This window comes from Paraburkholderia terrae, assembly GCF_002902925.1.
Taxonomy (GTDB): Bacteria; Pseudomonadota; Gammaproteobacteria; order Burkholderiales; family Burkholderiaceae; genus Paraburkholderia; species Paraburkholderia terrae.
Window position 1 is genome coordinate 1,898,962 of sequence record NZ_CP026112.1, and the last position, 18,198, is coordinate 1,917,159.

Annotated in this window: 18 protein-coding genes; 3 read left to right on the forward strand and 15 right to left on the reverse strand. The window is 59.6% G+C overall.

Translation table 11 applies throughout. The features are described 5' to 3' along the window. Positions 1 to 7: 7 nt before the first annotated feature. The 9 genes from C2L65_RS24655 to C2L65_RS24695 all read right to left on the reverse strand — a co-directional run bounded on the left by C2L65_RS24655 (position 8) and on the right by C2L65_RS24695 (position 8,810). Entirely contained in the window at positions 8 to 679 is a 672-nt protein-coding gene (locus tag C2L65_RS24655; protein WP_042310809.1) for an amino acid ABC transporter permease, read from the reverse strand. A gap of 10 nt (positions 680 to 689) precedes the next feature. Continuing rightward, complete coding sequence (locus tag C2L65_RS24660; RefSeq protein WP_042310808.1) at positions 690 to 1,511, reverse strand: amino acid ABC transporter ATP-binding protein; 822 nt, start codon at positions 1,509 to 1,511, stop codon at positions 690 to 692. 130 nt (positions 1,512 to 1,641) lie between these two features. Next, a complete protein-coding gene (locus tag C2L65_RS24665; RefSeq protein ID WP_042310806.1) occupies positions 1,642 to 2,496 on the reverse strand; it encodes a substrate-binding periplasmic protein in 855 nt (284 codons plus the stop codon). A gap of 78 nt (positions 2,497 to 2,574) precedes the next feature. Then, positions 2,575 to 3,726 (reverse strand): porin, encoded by a 1,152-nt coding sequence (locus C2L65_RS24670; RefSeq protein ID WP_042310804.1) that lies wholly within the window; start codon positions 3,724 to 3,726, stop codon positions 2,575 to 2,577. Positions 3,727 to 3,817: 91 nt separating this feature from the next. Further along, positions 3,818 to 4,213, reverse strand: coding sequence for a Rid family hydrolase (locus tag C2L65_RS24675; protein WP_042310802.1), 396 nt, complete (start codon positions 4,211 to 4,213; stop codon positions 3,818 to 3,820). Between the two features lie 259 nt (positions 4,214 to 4,472). Then, positions 4,473 to 5,267, reverse strand: a complete 795-nt coding sequence (locus C2L65_RS24680) for an aspartate/glutamate racemase family protein (RefSeq protein WP_042310800.1) — start codon at positions 5,265 to 5,267, stop codon at positions 4,473 to 4,475. Between the two features lie 65 nt (positions 5,268 to 5,332). Further along, complete coding sequence (locus C2L65_RS24685) at positions 5,333 to 6,685, reverse strand: MFS transporter (RefSeq protein WP_052426935.1); 1,353 nt, start codon at positions 6,683 to 6,685, stop codon at positions 5,333 to 5,335. Positions 6,686 to 6,761: 76 nt separating this feature from the next. Next, positions 6,762 to 7,487, reverse strand: a complete 726-nt coding sequence (locus C2L65_RS24690; RefSeq protein ID WP_042310797.1) for an SDR family NAD(P)-dependent oxidoreductase — start codon at positions 7,485 to 7,487, stop codon at positions 6,762 to 6,764. A 27-nt stretch (positions 7,488 to 7,514) separates the two neighbouring features. After that, positions 7,515 to 8,810, reverse strand: coding sequence for a flavin-containing monooxygenase (locus C2L65_RS24695; protein ID WP_042310795.1), 1,296 nt, complete (start codon positions 8,808 to 8,810; stop codon positions 7,515 to 7,517). Between the two features lie 134 nt (positions 8,811 to 8,944). On the opposite strand from C2L65_RS24695, the gene C2L65_RS24700 reads away from it, so the two are divergent. Next, on the forward strand, positions 8,945 to 9,127 hold the full coding sequence (locus C2L65_RS24700) for a hypothetical protein (protein WP_156132342.1): 183 nt from the start codon (positions 8,945 to 8,947) through the stop codon (positions 9,125 to 9,127). A 377-nt stretch (positions 9,128 to 9,504) separates the two neighbouring features. Here the strand turns inward: C2L65_RS24700 and C2L65_RS24705 are convergent, their stop codons facing one another. The 4 genes from C2L65_RS24705 to C2L65_RS24720 all read right to left on the reverse strand — a co-directional run bounded on the left by C2L65_RS24705 (position 9,505) and on the right by C2L65_RS24720 (position 12,949). Continuing rightward, positions 9,505 to 10,575 carry an ABC transporter substrate-binding protein gene (locus C2L65_RS24705; protein WP_042310792.1) on the reverse strand — a complete coding sequence of 357 codons (1,071 nt, stop codon included), beginning with the start codon at positions 10,573 to 10,575 and terminating at the stop codon, positions 9,505 to 9,507. Between the two features lie 278 nt (positions 10,576 to 10,853). Next, the gene (locus C2L65_RS24710) at positions 10,854 to 11,426 is read right to left on the reverse strand and encodes a nitrogen fixation protein NifQ (RefSeq protein ID WP_042310790.1); all 573 of its coding nucleotides are present in this window, start codon (positions 11,424 to 11,426) and stop codon (positions 10,854 to 10,856) included. A 39-nt stretch (positions 11,427 to 11,465) separates the two neighbouring features. After that, positions 11,466 to 12,431: a transcriptional regulator FtrA gene (gene ftrA, locus C2L65_RS24715; RefSeq protein ID WP_042310788.1), complete on the reverse strand. Its 966-nt coding sequence runs from the start codon at positions 12,429 to 12,431 to the stop codon at positions 11,466 to 11,468. Positions 12,432 to 12,541: 110 nt separating this feature from the next. Beyond that, complete coding sequence (locus C2L65_RS24720) at positions 12,542 to 12,949, reverse strand: rhodanese-like domain-containing protein (RefSeq protein WP_042310927.1); 408 nt, start codon at positions 12,947 to 12,949, stop codon at positions 12,542 to 12,544. An 834-nt stretch (positions 12,950 to 13,783) separates the two neighbouring features. On the opposite strand from C2L65_RS24720, the gene C2L65_RS24725 reads away from it, so the two are divergent. Then, positions 13,784 to 14,659, forward strand: a complete 876-nt coding sequence (locus C2L65_RS24725) for a lipid A biosynthesis lauroyl acyltransferase (protein ID WP_042310786.1) — start codon at positions 13,784 to 13,786, stop codon at positions 14,657 to 14,659. 93 nt (positions 14,660 to 14,752) lie between these two features. On the opposite strand, the gene C2L65_RS24730 is transcribed toward C2L65_RS24725, so the two are convergent. Beyond that, complete coding sequence (locus C2L65_RS24730; RefSeq protein ID WP_042310783.1) at positions 14,753 to 15,340, reverse strand: hypothetical protein; 588 nt, start codon at positions 15,338 to 15,340, stop codon at positions 14,753 to 14,755. A 194-nt stretch (positions 15,341 to 15,534) separates the two neighbouring features. Next, positions 15,535 to 15,876, reverse strand: a complete 342-nt coding sequence (locus C2L65_RS24735) for a hypothetical protein (protein WP_042310781.1) — start codon at positions 15,874 to 15,876, stop codon at positions 15,535 to 15,537. 769 nt (positions 15,877 to 16,645) lie between these two features. Between C2L65_RS24735 and hpnJ the strand changes: the two genes are divergently transcribed. Beyond that, positions 16,646 to 18,067, forward strand: coding sequence for a hopanoid biosynthesis associated radical SAM protein HpnJ (gene hpnJ / locus C2L65_RS24745; protein WP_042310777.1), 1,422 nt, complete (start codon positions 16,646 to 16,648; stop codon positions 18,065 to 18,067). The last annotated feature ends 131 nt before the right edge of the window (positions 18,068 to 18,198 follow it).

The window sequence follows — 18,198 nt, forward strand, 5'->3', positions numbered from 1 at the left end:
ATTCTCCTCAACGCTGGACCGACAGATCGTGCCGTCGCTCGATCATCCGTACGATCTGCGAAGCGGGTATCGACAACGCAAAATAGATCAGCGCGACGAGGCTATACGTTTCAAGAGGACGGTACGACTCGGTCGCCAACTGGCTGCCGACATACATCAGATCGCCCACTGCGACGACTGCGACCAGTGCACTTTGCTGAAGCGCACCGATGCCGTTTGTCATCAGCACCGGTGCGGCCATGCGCAGCGCCTGGGGCAGCACCACATGAAGCGTACGTTGCCAGGGACGCAGCCCCAATGCGACGCACGCGTCGAGATGCTCCTTCGGTACGGCCTGCACGCCAGCACGATAGGCTTCCGCATTGAATGCCGTGACGTTGAGCCCCAACGCCAGGATTCCGAGCGGCACGGGCGCGATGAAGAAGTCGAAAAGCATCGGGATGCAATAGAAGAACCAGACGATCTGCAAGAGCGCCGGCGTACACCGGAAGAACTCGATGAACATCTGCGCAGGCCACCTGACGAAGCGCCACTTGCTCATCGTCACGAGACAAAGAAGAAAGCCGAGCGTCAGCCCCATCAGGTTGGATGCAACCGTCAGTTCCAGCGTGATCTTCAGTCCGCTCAGCAAGAGGCCGAGCTTGCCGTGCAGAAAGTCGAAATCGAAGTGATAGTCCACGTTGGGCTCCTCAGTCGAGATGCAGGACTTTTTCCAGGAACTCGCGCGTGCGAACTTCCTTCGGCTGACGAAACAGGTCGTTCGGCGGCCCCTGCTCCACGATCGATCCATTGGCGCAAAAGACCACGCGCGTGCCGATATCGCGCGCGAAGTGCATGTCGTGCGTCACGATGATCATCGCCATCTTCTGTTCGGCGAGTTGCATCATCACGCTTTGCACTTCCACCACCATCTCGGGATCGAGTGCTGACGTCACTTCGTCAAACAGCATCAGCTTCGGCTCGAGCATCAGCGCACGAGCGATGGCGACGCGCTGCTTCTGGCCGCCCGACAACTGGCTTGGATACGCGTGCAGCTTGTTTTCAAGGCCGAGGCGCGCGAGATACTTGCGCGCACGTTCGGTCGCCTCCTTGCGTGACAATCCGCCGACTTTCATCGGCGCCAGAATCAGATTGCCCAGCACGGAGAGATGCGGGAACAGCGTGTAATGCTGGAACACCATCCCGATTCGCCTCTGAGTTTTCTTGTCGATCCGGCTGGACTTGCCCCGTTCCGGTGTATGGATGTAGCGCTCGCCCTGAAAGCGGATCTCGCCGCCCTGAATGCCTTCAAGCCCCATCATCACGCGCAGGAGCGAGCTCTTGCCGCTGCCGCTCGGGCCTATGATGACCAGCCGGTCATCGGCGCGCATATCGAGCGTCATGCCGTTCATCACGACCAGGTTCTCGCCGTACGATTTGAAGACGTCGCGGAACTCGACAAAGGCTGGCTCGCTTGCCGTGACACATGCAGCACTGGGCGAATCGGGTTCGATGCAGGTTTGAAGATTCATGGTGGTGCTCCAACTTTGATGTCTCGCTCAGGCGGCTGGTTACAGCGTTCCAGCTCCCGTGGCTCCGCAATGGCGGGTTGCGTTTCTGGCGCTGCCCGTCGCAGCAGACAACGCCACTTCCCGACGAGGACTATTTGTCCGACGCGACCGTCGCATCGACGGCTTGTTTCGTCAGCTTGTCGATCGAACCATTCTTTCTTTGCTCTTCGATGTACTTGTTCAGCACATCGATGTCGGCGTCGGAGACACCCTTGTTCAATCCGAAACAGGCCGGTTGCGGGACGAGTTCAGGCTTGGGTTGGAACACGGACAACGAGTCCGGGTGAGCAGCGACGACGATCAGGTTGGTCGCGCTGTCGTCCGCCATGAAGTCGGTGCGTTTCGACATAAGCGCGAGACGCGTCTCGTCGGTGCCCGGGAGCCGCATGATGTTCGTCGTTTTCATTTGCGCGCCGACTGCCTTGTCGGCGATCGAGCCCGACATCACCGCGACTGACAATTCGGGCTTGTCGAGATCGGTGACGGTCACGGGCGGCTTCTTCAGCTTCGGGTTGTTCTTGTTGTAGACGAAGGTCACGCTCGAATACACGACCGGCGCGGAAAACTTGATCGCCTTTGCGCGCTCTTCCGAATAGCTCAACGACATCGCGAGGTCCCACTTGTTCGATTGCACGCCCGCGATCATGTTGGGCCAGCTCGTATCGACGAACTCCGGCTTGACGTGCAGCACGTCCTTTGCGAAGCCGCGACACAACTCGGTGAAAAGACCGCCATACTGCTGCGTTTTGGCGTCGCGCGTGACATATGGCGGGGTGATGCCCGCTCCGCAACGCAGCACGCCCGCCTCCCGCACCTTCTGCCATGTATTGCCGGCTTGCACCTCGGCATGCGCACTGTTGTGTGCGGCGAGCGCACTGCAGGCTGCAAAGGCGGCGACGATGAACCGCACGGACACGCTGTTGCTTCGAAGGGACGAGATATTCATAGTGGCTCCGGATATAAAACTGCAGGCGGCTCGATAAGCGACTGCAGCAAAGCGATCGACGTACGAAAAAGGGGTGATTTAGAACTTTTGAACCATGCCTACGCGCAGGGCGACCTGATGGTTGCTCGACGATGCGGTGCCCGTGACACCTTCGAAGATGTCGGCAGGCTGTGACGCGCCCGCTGCGATCTGGTAAGCAGCTGAAAGATAGACTTCCGTGCGCTTGCTCAACTGATAGTCGCTGAGCAGATTGATCTGGTGGTACTTCGGCCTGGCTGACGAGTAGCCGATGTCGCCGTTCGTAAATTCATATCCAAGCGCGAGCGTCGTCGCCGGATTGAAGTGGTACTGTCCCCACGCTTCGTACGTGTTGAACTTCACGGCTGCGTTCGTACCGTTCGCGCGGTCGAACTTCACATTGGACCAGTCGAGGCCGAGCATCGCGTCGCCGATCTTGTACGTCCCGCCGACGGCGACGACCTGTTGGTTCGAAGGCTGTCCCACATAGCTGAAAATACCCGTCGCACCGACTGCGGCTCCCGTCGTATCCGGCTGGTAGCTGCCCTCCGAGAGAAACGTGCCCGGATTCTTTGCATTCAGGTAAGCCGCGCCGAGGTTCAAGTTGCCAATCGTGTAGTTGGCACCGGCGCTCCACAACCCGATCTTGCTAGTGCCATCGGCACTCGAGTTCGTCAGCGCCATCAAGCCGCCAAACGTCAACCCATAGAGGTTCTGACTCGCGTACTTGACCGCGTTGTTCACCCGGAACGAATTGGCGCTGTTATCGATGTCGTTTGCGTGCCATGCCAGACCGCCCCAGTTACCCGTCATGGTCACGGGTTGAAAGTAGTCGACGACCGAGTCGTATTGACGGCCCACCGTGACCGTACCCAGACGGGCATCCGAAACACCAACGTAAGCCTGCCTGCCGAATTCGCGTCCGCCCTGCGCCAGCGTCCCGTTCACCACGTTGAAACCGTTCTCCAGCCTGAAGATCGCCTTCAGGCCGCCGCCCAGATCCTCTTCGCCCTTCAGGCCCCAGCGGCTCCCATAAATGCCGTCGTAGGTTCCGTCCTGCATGTGCCAGAGTTGCTTGCCGCCGCTGTTGTTGGTGAAGTCGAGCCCCACGTCGACGACGCCGTACAGCGTGACCGACGACGACTGTGCGTGCGCCGCACCGCAAGCAAGCGCCGATACCGCGACGGCTGAAATCTTTCTGCTGATGTTCATCAGCTACTCTCCAGACAATGTCGAAAGTCGACCGGCGAAAGCACGAGGCCGGGTCGAAGGTTTTTGTGTTTTATGTTTTGCCTTGCTTGCCTTACTCCTCTTCCCTGATCGCGAAGGTCTCGATCTCAACGCGCTGCCACTGGCGCAACATCGAATCGACCTGGATCAGCGTGCTTGCCGGACGGATCGAATCGAACGTCTCGAGATGCGCTTTGGCAACTGCTTCGGCATCGTTGATGTCGCGTACATAAACCACCGTGCGAACCACGTCTTCGAAGCGCATGTCCGCTTCCATGAGCACCTTCTGGATCACGTCGATGATTGCCCGTGTTTGCGCATAGGCGTCGCTCTTCTCATGCGCGGGCGGCGCGCACGTGCCCGAGATGTGCAGATGCGGCCCCACACGCACGGCGCGCGAGTAGCCGAACACGCTCTCGTAGGCGCCGCCCGATGAGATCTTTTGACGAGCGGTAGTTTGCGAATTCATGCTTGGATATCCTCAATGGACGCTAAGGGTTTAGGATGAAGGGGTCATGCAAGGCAACTCGCAAGCAACGTTCTCTGCTTCGGTTGCGTCACGGTGAAAGCAGTATCGGAAGGCCAAAATGCCTCGTGAAGGCCAGGGTTGCGTGTGGCACCCACAGGCATTGGCTATGGAAGTTTTTTCGAAGCGAAAAAAAAGAGAGCCGGGGCTTTATGCCCCGGCTCTCTCCCGTATTGCAGTTCCTTCAGACGCGACTAAACGATCACCGGCTCTCGCCCGCAACCGCCAGACGTGCTCGCTCTATCTTCTCGCGATCGGGCGTCTTGAACACCGGGCCCATCGACTTCGTGAGACCGGTCGTGCGGGCAATCCCCATCATCGCTTCGAGATACTTGATCGCAACTGTCGTCGAATCGACCACAGGGACGCCCGTATCGGCCACATGCGTATAGCCCGCGCGTCTTAGCAGTGGCCCGAAGTAGGCACACCCGACCAGAATCATGTCCGCGCCGTCGGCGATGCAAGTCAGTGCCGCTTGCTCGAAACGCGCAATGAAGTCTTTACCCGGGTCCGTCACGGCGCCCATCAGCAATCCGCCGTCCGATTCCGGCGATATCGACCGCACCGGCCGCGCGATGGCACGCTCGCCAAAGCCATAGGCGAGCAAATCTCGTTCGATCGCTACAGCGGTCTTGCGCGAAACAGTGACAACCGCGAATCGATGACCCATTGCCATCGCCGCGAGCATCGACTGTTCGCCGACCGACGCGACCGGGATGCCCAGCACTTCTCTTGTCTCCCAGAGCGGATCGTTCCAGCATCCCAGGAAAACGCCGTCGAAACCGTCCTGCTCGGCGCGGATCGCCTGATCCATCATCAGCACGGAGTTCATGTGCTCGGCATACGAGGACCGCGTGAAATTGGAGCTGCCCTCGCAGAACCGGTATTCGATTTCATTGCCAGCCGCGACGACGGGATTCATGGTCCTTTCGATCGTGCTCCACAGTTGCTCCATCTCCGGCACTCTAGCCGTCGGATGAACCCAGCACATACGCATCACGGAACTCCTTCGTTAGCCGGCAGTCGAATCGCGCCAGACTGCGCGCGGAGAGAAGATTGACATCACATCGGAAGCGGTTTGCCCGTCATGTCCTTGACGAACTTCAGTGCGATCAGACCGAGTACCGCGCCGCCCATCAGATACCACGCTGGAACGATCGGGTTGCCGGTCCGATGGATGAGCCACGTATTGATCAGCGGAGCCGTTCCTCCTAGCAACGAAACCGATACGTTATAGCTGATGGCAAGGCCGCTATATCGCACGGGCGCCCGGAACAACGAGGCGAGTGTTGCCGGCATGACGCCTTCGAAGAGCAGTTGCGCCAGAACCAGAATCATCAAGCCGCCGAACACGATAGCGACGCTCGAGCTGCTTAACAGCTTGAATGCGGGAATCGCACCGAAGATGATCACCGCACATCCGAGGCCGAGCATCTTCCTCGCGCCGACGTGATCTCCCAGCCATCCGACGACTGGAATGAAGGCGAGCATGACGAGCGTGGCGATCATCGCGAGAAGATTGCCGAACTCCACAGGATGTCCGACCACGTCGGAGAGGTAGCCGGGAAGATAACCGAGCGCCACGTAGTAGGTGATGTTGAATACGGCCGTGAGTCCCGCGCATTTGAGAAGCTGCGGCCATTCTTCGATAAGAAGCGTGAAGATACTTTTATTTCTGGCGAGCCCTTTCTGGTGTTGCTCGTTCTCCTGCATCTGTTTGAATACCGGCGACTCGTCGACGTTCAGCCGGAGATACAGCGCGACGAGCCCGGCGAGCCCGGCGACCACGAAAGGAATGCGCCATCCCCAGGTTTCCATGCTCGCGGACCCGAGTGAAAAGGTCAGCAGGTTGACAAGCGCGCCGCCGAGCAGGAAGCCGGAAATGTTTCCGAACTCGAGCCAGCTTGTCATGAACGTGCGCTTCTTGTCGGGCGAATGCTCGGCGATGAAGGTGCACGAGCCGCCATATTCTCCGCCCGTCGAAAGACCTTGCAGCAGGCGAATCAGGAGCAGTAGAACGGGCGCCGCCATGCCGACGCGGTTGTAACCCGGCAGGATCGCAATGCAAAATGTCGCGACTGACATCAACGCGATGCTCAAGGTCAGTGCCGTACGGCGGCCATAACGATCGCCAATGGGTCCGAACACGAAGCTGCCGATCGGACGAATCAGGAAGCCTGCTGCGAAGGTCGCGTAGATCGAGAGCATTTGTGTCGTGTGGTCTTCGTTCTTGAAGAACACCCTGCCGATGATCGGCGCAAGCGACGAATACAACGCGAAGTCGAACCATTCGATCATGTTGCCGCAAGTCACGCCCACGACAGCGCGGCGAAGCGATGCTGTCGACGTGTGATGAACGCTCGATGGCGCATCAAATCCGCGCGCGTCATGCGAGGTCAGGCTTTTCGTAATCATTTTGAATCTCCTCCGTCGTTTCCAGGCCGATGCAACGCGGTCGTCGACCGGTTGCACGAAACGGCATGGGTGCTGCTCAACGCATAAAGATGCCGCCCGCAATACAGACGGTTTCTCCGGTGATGTAAGACGGCTCACAAGCGAGCTTCCAGGCCCACCCGGCGATCTCTTCGACGGAAGCCGCGCGTTTAAGCGGGATGCCCGAAATCGCTGCTTCGATGCGTCCGCCCTTGCGCGTGCCTTCAGTATCCACCCAACCGGGCGCAATCGCATTCACTGTGATACGGCTCTCGGCCAGCTCGATTGCGAGCGAGCGCGTGATCGACACGACAGCCGCCTTCGATGCGCTGTAGAGCAACTGGTTGCGCGACACGGCGAATGCATCGACGGATGCGAAGAACACCATCGTGCCGCCATTGTCCGGGCCGATATGCTTCGCTCCCACGCGCGCCACGTTCAGCGTGCCGAGGACGTTGATGTCGAAGATGCGCCGATAGAGGTCCGCGTCGTAACTGTCCAGCGACGAAGTCGGAAACACGCCCGCAGCGTTCACCACCGCGGCAAGGCGCGGCTTGCCTTCTAGCACACGTCCGACCGCCGCGCTCAATACCATTTCGTTGCTGATGTCCGCGACAGCGGGTGTGATGTTCTCGTCGGCGTCGTGAGTGGACGGCGCCACGTCGATCGCGATGACGTGCCAGCCTTCGGCGGCGAAGCGCAGCGCGGTCGCGCGGCCCATGCCGGAGTTCGCCCCGGTCACGATGACGCTCTTCTCGGCCGGGTACTGTTTCGATGTGTTCATTCTGGTATCTCTCAGGTCTGGTCGCGCTCAGATGGCGAGGTCGGATTCCACTACCCGTTCGGCTGCGATCATCTGATCGAGCACGTCGAGTTGCTGGTTGCTTTCTTCGAGGTTCGCTTGCCAGAACCGGCGCACGATGTCGATGCGCGAATCCGGTGTCTGGAGCTCGCTAAAGCGTTGCGCCAAGTCGGTTTCACCACGCTCACTCAGGGCCAGCAAACGTCCAACGAGGCGGCTTTGTGCGCAGTACACCGGCCATTGCGCGCCGCGCGGCGCCGCAAGACCGACGAAGTACAGTGATTCAAGTGACGTCGGCATCGTCATTGCGGCCGTGCGCAGCGGCACGCCATCGCGCCATTCGAGCAGCGACTTGTCGACGAACGGCAGCGTCGTCTTGAAGCCGGTGGCCCAGAGGATCGTGTCGTACTCTACGTCTGTGCCGTCCGTGAAGAACACGCGCTTCCCTTCGATCGCACGCAGTCCCGGCGCCACCTTGATGCGGCCATGTTGAATCCAGTAGAGCAACAGTGAGTTCACCACCGGCGGCTGCTTCTCGAGGTCATAGGTCTCGGGTGCAGGCATGCCCGGATAGTTTTCGTGCGAGCCGAGCACGGTGTTGATCAGCGTCGAGGTGACCATGTTTGCCATCTCGGGCGCCATCGCGTTCAGGAACGGCAGCTCTGCACGCGGGCGTCCAAAAAACGTCTTGGGCTGGAAGATCTGGCCGCAGCGCATCGCGATCGTGACGTCGAGTCGGCTTTGCGCGGCATCGACGGCGAGGTCGCAGCCGGAGTTGCCGAAGCCCACCACCAGCACGCGGCCTTCGATTTCGCTCGTGTTCCGGTACGACCCCGAGTGGATCGAACGGCCGGTAAAGCCCTTGCCGACGGCAGGAATGTTCTGATCCCACAGATGCCCGTTTGCGACGACCACGCCCCGATAGACGTGATGAGTGCCGTCCGACAGCGTCACGTGCCAGCCATCGCGGCCCCGCTCGCCCATCGGCTCGATACGCTCTACCGCCGTGTTCAAGCGGATCATCTTCGTCAGCCCGAAGTGCTCGGCGTAGCTCACCATGTACGCGGCGACTTGCTCGCGACTCGGATACATCGGGTATGAATCGGGCATTGGGAAGCCGTCGAAGAAGGAACTGCTCTTCGGCGTGATGAGATGCAGCGCGTCGTAGTCGACGTGCCAGTGTCCGCCCACCCGATCGCTCTTCTCGAAGCAGTCCACGGCAAAGCCTTGCTCAGACAAGATCTTCACCGCCGCCAGACCGGCGGCGCCCGCACCGATGACGCAATAACGTGCTTGGTTCGACATCTCGATATCTCCATCTTGTTGACCGTTGTCGCGGTGTGCGCCAAACCAGTCGGTGTCAATGTGATGGCAGTATCGAAAGACCAATTTACCGCGTGAAGAATGCGCTTTTGGTGGCTCCCATAGCGGATGACTATATGAAAGGCGATTGGAAGCTTTTGATTGAAAAGACTGGCACACTGATAGATCTGCGTTTCCCGGTCTTTCAAAACCAGGTATTGCGCCACAAAAATGGAGAGTTGATCGTCATGAAAACTCAATGGAGCGCGGCATTGCTCGTCGCGGTGTCAGGGGCCGCATACGCGCAAAGCAGTGTTTGAGATGTACCGGGACCTCGGCGATGATGAGCCGTGTCTTAGCGACGACCCGCTGGCCGAGGCGGCTCGCCTCGCGGAGGAAGAATACGTCGGCGGTACCGGTAGGGACGATCTATTGGAGTAGTCGTCCCTAATTGCTGTGCATGGCTGGGTTCGGGCAGTTGTATCCGCTTCTATTGTCCATGCACGGTGTGATCGTCCGGATGCGCAAATTCATTGAAAGGCGCGGTCCGTCGAGGCAACCGCGACGGCTGCCGCGCTCTTTCTGGCAAGGCTTTCAGCAATGTATCCGCATCTAATGTCCCGGCTGTATCCGGTTCTATTGGACGTTGACACGTTGTCACCACGCCGCCGTCTTTACCCATTCAGACGATGCGCAATCAGCTCGCCAGGCCCGCCTGCACCTTCGCTGCGACATCGGCGGGCACCCACGTCTTCCACATTTCCGGATGCGTGCGCAGGAACTGCGCGGCCATGGTCGGCGCGTCCAGTTTCTTGACGCTCATGTCGAGAATCGTCGCGTTCAGAAAGTCCATCGGAAACTTGACCTTCGTGAACATCGTCATCAATTGCGGCTCGGCGTTGTAGAACGGCGTCGAGGCGCCGACCGTCACGTGCGAGACCATATACGACGACGCGCATTGCTGCGTGCTGCTCTCGTTGCGCAGCGTCTGCCAGCACGCATCGTTGAACGCGGGCATTTTCAGTTCGGTCAGCTTGTACTTTGCCATCAGCGCAGCGGGACCCCAGTAGTAGAACAGGATCGGCGCGCCGCGCGTGTAAGCCGATGCGATCGCGGCATCGAGCGCCGCGCCCGTGCCGGGACGGAAGTTTGTATACGCGTCATCCAGCTTGAGCACTTTCAGTAACCGCGTGTTCACGCGCTCGCAATCCCAGCCGCTCGGGCAGTTCAGAAAGCGGCCCTTGTTCGGCTCTTCATCGTCGGTGAAGACGTTTTTGTACTTCGGCAGATCCGCCACCGAAGCGAGCCCCGGCGCCGATGCCTTGATGCCGCGCGAGGGATCGCCCTTCACGACGTAGTCGGGCACGAACCAGCCCTCTTTCGTGCCGCCCGGCAGCGTATCGCCGACCAGCTTCACGCTGCCCGTCTCGACTGCCTTGGCCGTGATCTCGCTGCGGCCCGTCCATTGCTCGGCCCAGATCTGCACGTCGTTGTGCGCGAGCGCGGTTTCCGTCGCAGCCGTGCTGCCCGGCACGACATCCGTCTTGCAACCGTAGACTTTCTCCAGAATCTGCCGCAGCACTTCCGTCGCGAAGGCGCCGCTTTCCCACGTGATACCCGCAAAGTGTACGGTCTTGCCCGCGCTGCACCAGCTTCCGGATTTCGCGGCGTTGCTGTCGGCGGCATGTGCGCTGCCTGCCGTGAGTATGGTTGCCGCGGTGGCGACGGCGGCGAACAGGGCCGTGCGAAGCTTGATGGATTGCATCATCGAATGTCTCCTATGTCGACGGGAGTTAGCGCTTTAGCGCTTACTCCCATCCCATGCAAATTCATTTGCGGGAAAGGTCTCAAATCTTGTTGTGATCGGCCGCGCGGATGACGCGACCCGCCGCGCCAGCGCGAGGGCGTGACATGGCATCGCGATTGTGCGGCCCGATTTTTTCGACGATGAAGCGATGTTTTTTGATGCCGGGTATGAGTCCCGCTCAACTTCGGGTTTCTACGGCCGGGTTTGCGCGGATGCTTCGGCGCAGCGTGCAGGCAGGTTCAGCGCGACGGATAGCAGAATGCGTAGTCTTCGCAACCAGGACAGCCCGGCGCGGGCGCAGGCGCGCGGCCCTCGGCGAACGCAAGTTCACGCGCGAGGAATTTCTTCCAGCGCGTGTTATCCGTGTTGCGCGTGACGAGTTGCGGATAGTGGCGCGTGAGGATCGCCGTGACGTCGTCGCGCCCATCGAGTCCGAGATCGCGCCACAAGTGATCGGGACGCAGACACGCCGTGGCGATGATCGTCGCGAGGCATTGCGCGTCGGCGTCCGTCGCAGCGAGCGAGGACTCGTGCTGCAGCAGGAACGCGCGCAACGCATCGACGAACGGCTGATGCGCGCTCGCGGCAATGTGCTCGGGAACCGCCTGCAGCGGCGCCGCGTCGCGGAAATGACGTGAGCGCAACGCGTCGAGCGCGGCGCGCGTCAAGCCGAGATGCAGCAGTTTACCGCTCGAAGCCTTCGCGCCGATCAGCCGCGCGAACATGATCGTATCGACTGCGTCGCGCTGCGGGGCATGATCGAGCAGCCGCGTGACTTCCGCGTCGCGCGCGTGATTCGACTCCGTTGTCATGTGCTCGCCTCCTGTCGCATCAAGCATAGCGCAGCAACATCACGCCACAGCCGACACGCCGAACTTCTTGCGATACGCGCCCGGACTCGTCAACGCAACGCGCCGGAAATGCCGTCGCAGCGATTCCTCGGACCCGAAGCCGGCCAGTTCCGCGACGCGCGACATCGGCAGATCGGCGGGTGATTCCAGCAGTTCGCGCGCCATCGCCACGCGCTCGCGAATAAGCCATTCGTACGGCGCCATTCCCGTCGCGTCGCGAAACTGCCGCTGCAACGTACGCGGACTCATCGCCGCCTGGTCCGCGAGCGACGCCAGCGTATGCGCAAGCGCAGGGTTGGCGCGCACGTAGTCCATCAGTCGCGCGAGACGGCCGCTGTCGTCCTGCGGCATCGGACGCGGCACGAACTGCGCCTGGCCGCCCTCGCGATGCGGCGGCACGACGAGCCGCTGCGCGACGCGGTTCGCAATCGCGCTGCCGTAGTCGCGCCGCACGAGGTGCAGCAGCATGTCGAGCCCCGCCGCCGATCCAGCCGACGTAATCACCTGCCCTTCGTCGACATAGAGGGCGTCGGCCTTCACGTGCAGTTGCGGATAGCGCTGCTGCAACTTCTCCGCGTATCGCCAGTGCGTCGTGACCGTCTTGCCGTCAAGCACACCCGCCGCAGCCAGCACGAACACGCCCGAGCAGATCGAACAGACACGCGCGCCGCGCTCGACGGCCGCGCGGATTTTTTTCAGCAGCGGCTCGGGCGGACGCTCGTCGGGATCGCGCCAGCCGGGCACGACGATCGTCGACGCACGATCGAGCATCTTGAGCGAATACGGCGCAGCAACGCTGATCCCGCCCGCCGCGCGAATCGGCCCCGGTTCGGCCGCGCAGACGGCGAAGCGATACCACGTCACGCCGAGTTCCGGGCGCTCAAGTGCGAACAGTTCGGTCACGCAACCGAATTCGAAAGTACAGAGGCGGTCGTAGACGAGCGCCGCGACGAGATGATCTTGCATGGCGCAATATTACCGGAGGTTGATGATTGCGCCACTTAACATCGCCCATCCCAAGCCATCGTCCGGCATTCTCCCGAGCGTCGCAAGAACCTCCACCAGAAAGCCGCGCGTCAAACGCTGACAGCGGTCGCAAGCTGGAAGCCTTCATCAACCCACCCGGTCACACCTCCAATCATGACCTTCACGGGTCGGCCAAGTTGCGCCAGCCGAATTGCGCCACGCGTCGCGCCGTTGCAATGCGGACCGGCACAGTAGGTCACGAACAAGGTATCTGGCGGATAGGCCGCCAGCTTCGACGCCACGATCTTGCCATGCGGCAAGCTGACGGCGCCCGGCACGTGACCCTGTGCGAACATCGCGGGACTGCGTACGTCAAGCAACACGAAATCCATCGCATTCGGGCCACCAGTCAATGCCGCATGGACATCAGCACAATCCGTTTCGAAGGTGAGCGACGCCGTGAAATGTGCGAGTGCGGCGGTACTATCGGCAGCAGCAACAGCGGTGACGGGAGACATATTTTGATCCTTCAGGCGAACGAGATGAAATTCATTATCCCGTTCGATGGGGATAGACAACAGTGGCGTAATCGACAACTCCCGGTCACATCACGCCATGGCGGTTTCCGCGAAGTAGCTCGGGCTGTGCGCGAAAATCGAGCCGAAACCCTTGGTCCTTTCGCACCAGCTAGCAAGTCCTCTCCAAAAGTTACGCAGCATTTCAGCAGATCGTCGATCGGCACCCCAAACGGTCACCTGAGAAAAATATTTCTTCAAAACTGCGAATCCGTTAAGGTCGCGTTAATGTTCTACGCGTACACTCGCGACAGTCGATCTCTCACTCATGGGCACGACCAGCCCTCTTTGCAAAGGCAGCATGCTCCTTACGGGCAATTCCAACTCAGCAAATGCACCGGCTGCCTGAGCGCGAGCCAGTCGAAAGCATGACGGGAGGCCCTTCACCCATCATGCAAGCAACGGCCGGTTGCGAGGCAATTCGGTCACCCACTCATGTAGAGTCGCCCTCGGCCTGATGGTCCACGGGTCGACTTTAAATAAAACTGCCACGGCGGTAGAAGTCATTGTCGCCTCAAACACCCGCCCGTTACATGCCAGAGGTGGCAAGCTGGTATCCGCACCCGTTATACGCATTTCACTCCCGCCGCCAATCTTCGCTGCTGGACAGTACCGGAAGGTCCAGCGGGAGTTCGGATTTCGCCTTTTCGATGTTTTGCTTCAGTGTGGTACGCCAGGCTTGCGACATCGCCCTGGCAGTTTTACCTGATCAAGGTTTGTGGTCAGCGAACGGAAGCGTTTCAGTTGGCATAGCCGACCACCACACAGGAGCTGGTCTTGCAACAATTCGGTCATTTGCTCGTCGTCGCTTTACTGCGCGCACTCTCGATACTTCCGTACCAATGGGTCGCGCGGCTTGGCAGCGCGCTCGGCGCGGCTCTGTATAGGATTCCTAGCCGTCGCAAACATATCGTCCTTGTCAACCTGCGTCTCTGCTTTCCCGAAAAGACGGAACGTGAGCTCGATGACCTTGCGAGGGAACACTTCCGGCACGTCGTCCGCAGCTATCTCGAACGAGGCATTCAATGGTTTGGTAGCGCGCAGAGAATAAGAAACATCGTCCAGGTCGAAAGCGCGATTGATCTCGAAGACAAGAACGCTCCGCCCACCATCTTTATGGGGTTTCATTTCGTGGGCATCGAGATTGGGTGCATGCTCTACTCGATGAAGATGCCCGCCGCTTCATTGTACACACACATGTCCAACACGCGGCTTTGCGATCTGGCCAAACGTCAGCGCGGCCGATTCGGCGCAGAGATGATCGAACGCTCGACAAGCGCCAGGAAGATCGTGAGACTTCTTCACGAGGGCAAGCCGGTCATGCTTGCTGCGGACATGGACCACGGCATCGAAAACTCTGTTTTTGTGCCTTTTTTTGGGGTCCAGGCATGCACGCTGACTTCTGTTTCGCGACTCGCGAAAATGGGGCATGCACGCGTCGTGCCGTTCGTCACGGAAGTCCTTCCGGACTTCAAAGGATATCGGTTGAACGTCTTCGCGCCGCTCATCGATTTCCCCTCGGAAAGCGAAACGAATGATGCGCGTTCCATGAATGCGTTTCTTGAGACACAGATACTGAAATTTCCTGCCCAGTACTACTGGGTGCATCGACGCTTCAAACATCGTCCACTGGGCATGCCCGCGGTATATTGAATGTGCGGATGTGTGTAGCTCTTTTTTATGTTTCCGGCAAACCGGGAAGTTCCAAAGAAGCGACACAGGTGGCATGCTGCAACGACCACGACGTCAGTGCCAACCGAAGCTTTCCGCCATGCTTTGCCAGTGGCCGGCATTATCGGTGCCCGACGGCGCGGAAAGCGTCAGGGTCGCGAGCTTGCCGTTCTTCGAGAAAAGGTAACGCGCATTCTCGAAGTGGGTGGCCTTGTTGATAACCGGGTTGCCTGCCGAACCCGACGCATACGTGACGACGAACGCGATGCCGGATGGCAGCCATATGACTTTGACATGTGACACGTGTACATCGTCGCCGGACTGCAGAACCTCCTGCACCTCATGGAGCTTCACGTCGTCGAGCGTCAGTGGCCGCGTCCGCGAAGTGACCACTACAGAGATCCGGTTGTACTTGTCCGCGAACTCGACGGACCGTAACGTCTCCCGGCGCGCCCATCCTTCGGGGACTTTCAACGAAAAATCCAACGGCGACCGGTATGTGACCAAGACCTGCTTGGTCGGCAGATCTCCGGACGGATGTTTCCCGGCATCTGCAGACAGCTGCACGGCCGGGATGACCCGGGGTCGCACCTCGCGATGCGACACACCTGCACGAACGACGGCGGAGCATGCTGCGAGCAGCGACACAGCAAAGTTTTTCATCGAATCCCTCCGTCACAGCGGCAGGGAGTTTGCCATTCGGCCGGGCTGTGCCGCGCAACCCCGCCTGACCCCGTTCGACTATTGACATCAAGTTCATGCTAGACCCGCGAAACTTAACGGACGCTTATCGGCACGTCCCGCGTTTCCATCGTGGCAGCCATTCTCGCCGCGACGCGCGGCGCTCGCGGGGCCATTTACAGGTCTCCCTCCATTGATATGCCGGCATTGCGAACCACTTGCAGATAAGCAGTCGTATCGCCAACGGCAGCGGCAGCCTGCTCCGCAAGCGACCACAGGCGCGAAGACTTTTCTCCCGTCTCCATCATTGTTTCGAGAACGTCTGAATAAGGGAACCCGCCCGCCGTTGCTGCCCCGAGTACGGCGTGCAGAATACATCGGGCGGCAGCTTGGGTCGCAGCCTCCGCCAAGGGAGCCCGGTATGCAAGAAAGCCTGCCATGAGCAAAAACTCAGCGGGACTGATTTGCTGGCCGTTGCCGACAGGCACACCGTCCCGGTTGTGTCGACCTTGCGTCATACATCGCCTCCCGCATTGAAGCATCGAGCGCTGTGAACAAGCGGATATGCATGGTTAGTGCCACCGGCCATTCCGCGTCGTGCCACAGTCGACCGGGTTGCTGCGCGCTGCACTATGTGACGTTCTTATGTTGAGAACAATGTCCCACACGGCGCGAATACGGTCGCTCTCCAAATCGCCCGAGGCATGTGAATGTCTCGCCCCCTCACCAGAGGTCAGGCAGCGGGCGGACGAAGTACCCTTGTAACGCGCGTGCATGCATACGAACCGGTCTCGGCGACCTCCACGTCGTTTTTATCGCTCATATTACCGCCGCAATAGTGGCAGACGCCGGCGACGTGGGAACGATTTTCTCAACGGCGTGAAAGGTGGACTGAGATTCACATCGTCATCGCGATGCCGGCCGTACAGTGCGCTGTAATGCGTTGGAAATTAACGAGAAGCGTATCGTAAGCTATGCTCATGATGTCTCGATGATCGCCGACCGGCAAAGTAGTTTCACGGTAACGCTCGTGACCGGGGAAAACCCGCGCTTTGCGATCTCGAGCCTGCAAGTCGTAGTATTCTTGATCGTCCTCCATTCCCAGTGATAGCCACACCTCTCTTGCCTGTCCATTCCCGCATATAGGGGGATGGAGGCGGTCGTACCGTGAGCCAGCGGCCGGCCTGTTTTGAAGGCATAAATCAAACTCCGAACATCGCCGATGCCCGGCGAGTCTCGGCGAGTGACCGATCTCGCTCAAGCAGACAATTTTCTTTGAGAGAATCTATGAAAACGTTGTTTCTGCAGGCACCTTCCTATGACGGTTTCGATGGTGGAGCGGGTTCCCGCTTCCAGACGAAGCGCGAAATTCGATCGTTCTGGTATCCAACGTGGCTCGCCCAGCCCGCTGCGCTGGTTAAGGATAGCCGCCTCGTAGATGCGCCTGCAGACGGCCTGTCACTCGAAACGACACTTGACATTGCCGTGCAATACGAACTCGTTATCATTCACACGAGTTCGCCGTCATTCCCGAGTGATGTGCAATTCGCGGAACATCTAAAACGGCGCAAGCCCACGACCCTCATCGGAATGGTCGGTGCGAAGGTGGCCGTTGACCCTCAAGGTTCGCTTGCCGCAAGCGACGCACTTGACTTCGTGTGCCGTGAAGAATTCGACTTCACATGTCGCGACATCGCGCAGGGGCTTCCGTTCGAATCCATTCTCGGACTCAGCTATCGCCTGCCCGACGGCACGATCACGCACAACGAAGCCCGGCCCATTCTTGAAGACATGGATCAGCTTCCGTTCGTCGCACCCGTCTATAAGCGCGACCTGACGTCCAAAAATTACTTCAGCGGTTATCTCAAGCATCCGTACGTGTCGCTCTACACGGGGCGAGGCTGCAAATCCAGGTGTACCTTTTGTCTCTGGCCGCATACGGTCGGGGGCCATCGCTACCGCACGCGTTCAGTCGAGAACGTCCTTGAGGAAGTGAAATGGATCAGGGACAACATGCCTGAAGTCAAGGAGATCATGTTCGATGACGATACCTTCACCGACCTCGCACCGAGAGCAGAAGAGATCGCCCGCGGCCTTGGCAAGCTCGGCGTAACGTGGTCGTGCAATGCCAAAGCGAATGTCCGTTATTCAACCCTGAAGGTGATGAAAGAGAACGGCTTGCGGCTCCTGCTCGTCGGCTACGAATCCGGCGACGACCAGATCCTCGTGAATGTCAAAAAGGGCCTGCGGACCGATATGGCACGCCAGTTCAGCGAAGATTGCCGGAAGCTTGGCATCAAGATCCACGGTACGTTCATTCTTGGTCTCCCCGGTGAGACGCACGAAACGATCAAGAAGACGATCCAGTATGCGAAAGAGATCAACCCCCACACTATCCAGGTGTCACTCGCTGCGCCCTACCCGGGCACCGTCCTTCACAAGCAGGCGGTCGAGAATGGATGGCTTAAAGACAGCAAGGTCATCACCCTGATCAATGACGCGGGCACCCAGGCGGCAACGATCGGCTATCCGCACCTGTCGCGCGAGGAGATCTATCTTGGCGTGGAGGAGTTCTACAAGCACTTCTATTTCCGGCCGTCGAAGATCTGGGAGATCGTCCGCGAGATGCTGGTGAGTTGGGAAATGATGAGACGACGTCTTCAGGAAGGCGTGGAGTTCTTCAGATTTCTGCGGACGCGTAAGGCATGAGGTCTCGGGCACCGATCCGCGGGTTCGCGTGCCTCGACTTCCTCGCAGCGCGCCCGTCCGCGGATGCCTCCAGAAATATTCGCGCGAGGCACCCGGGCACCTCTTGACCCTATCGTGAACGGAGCCGGTTA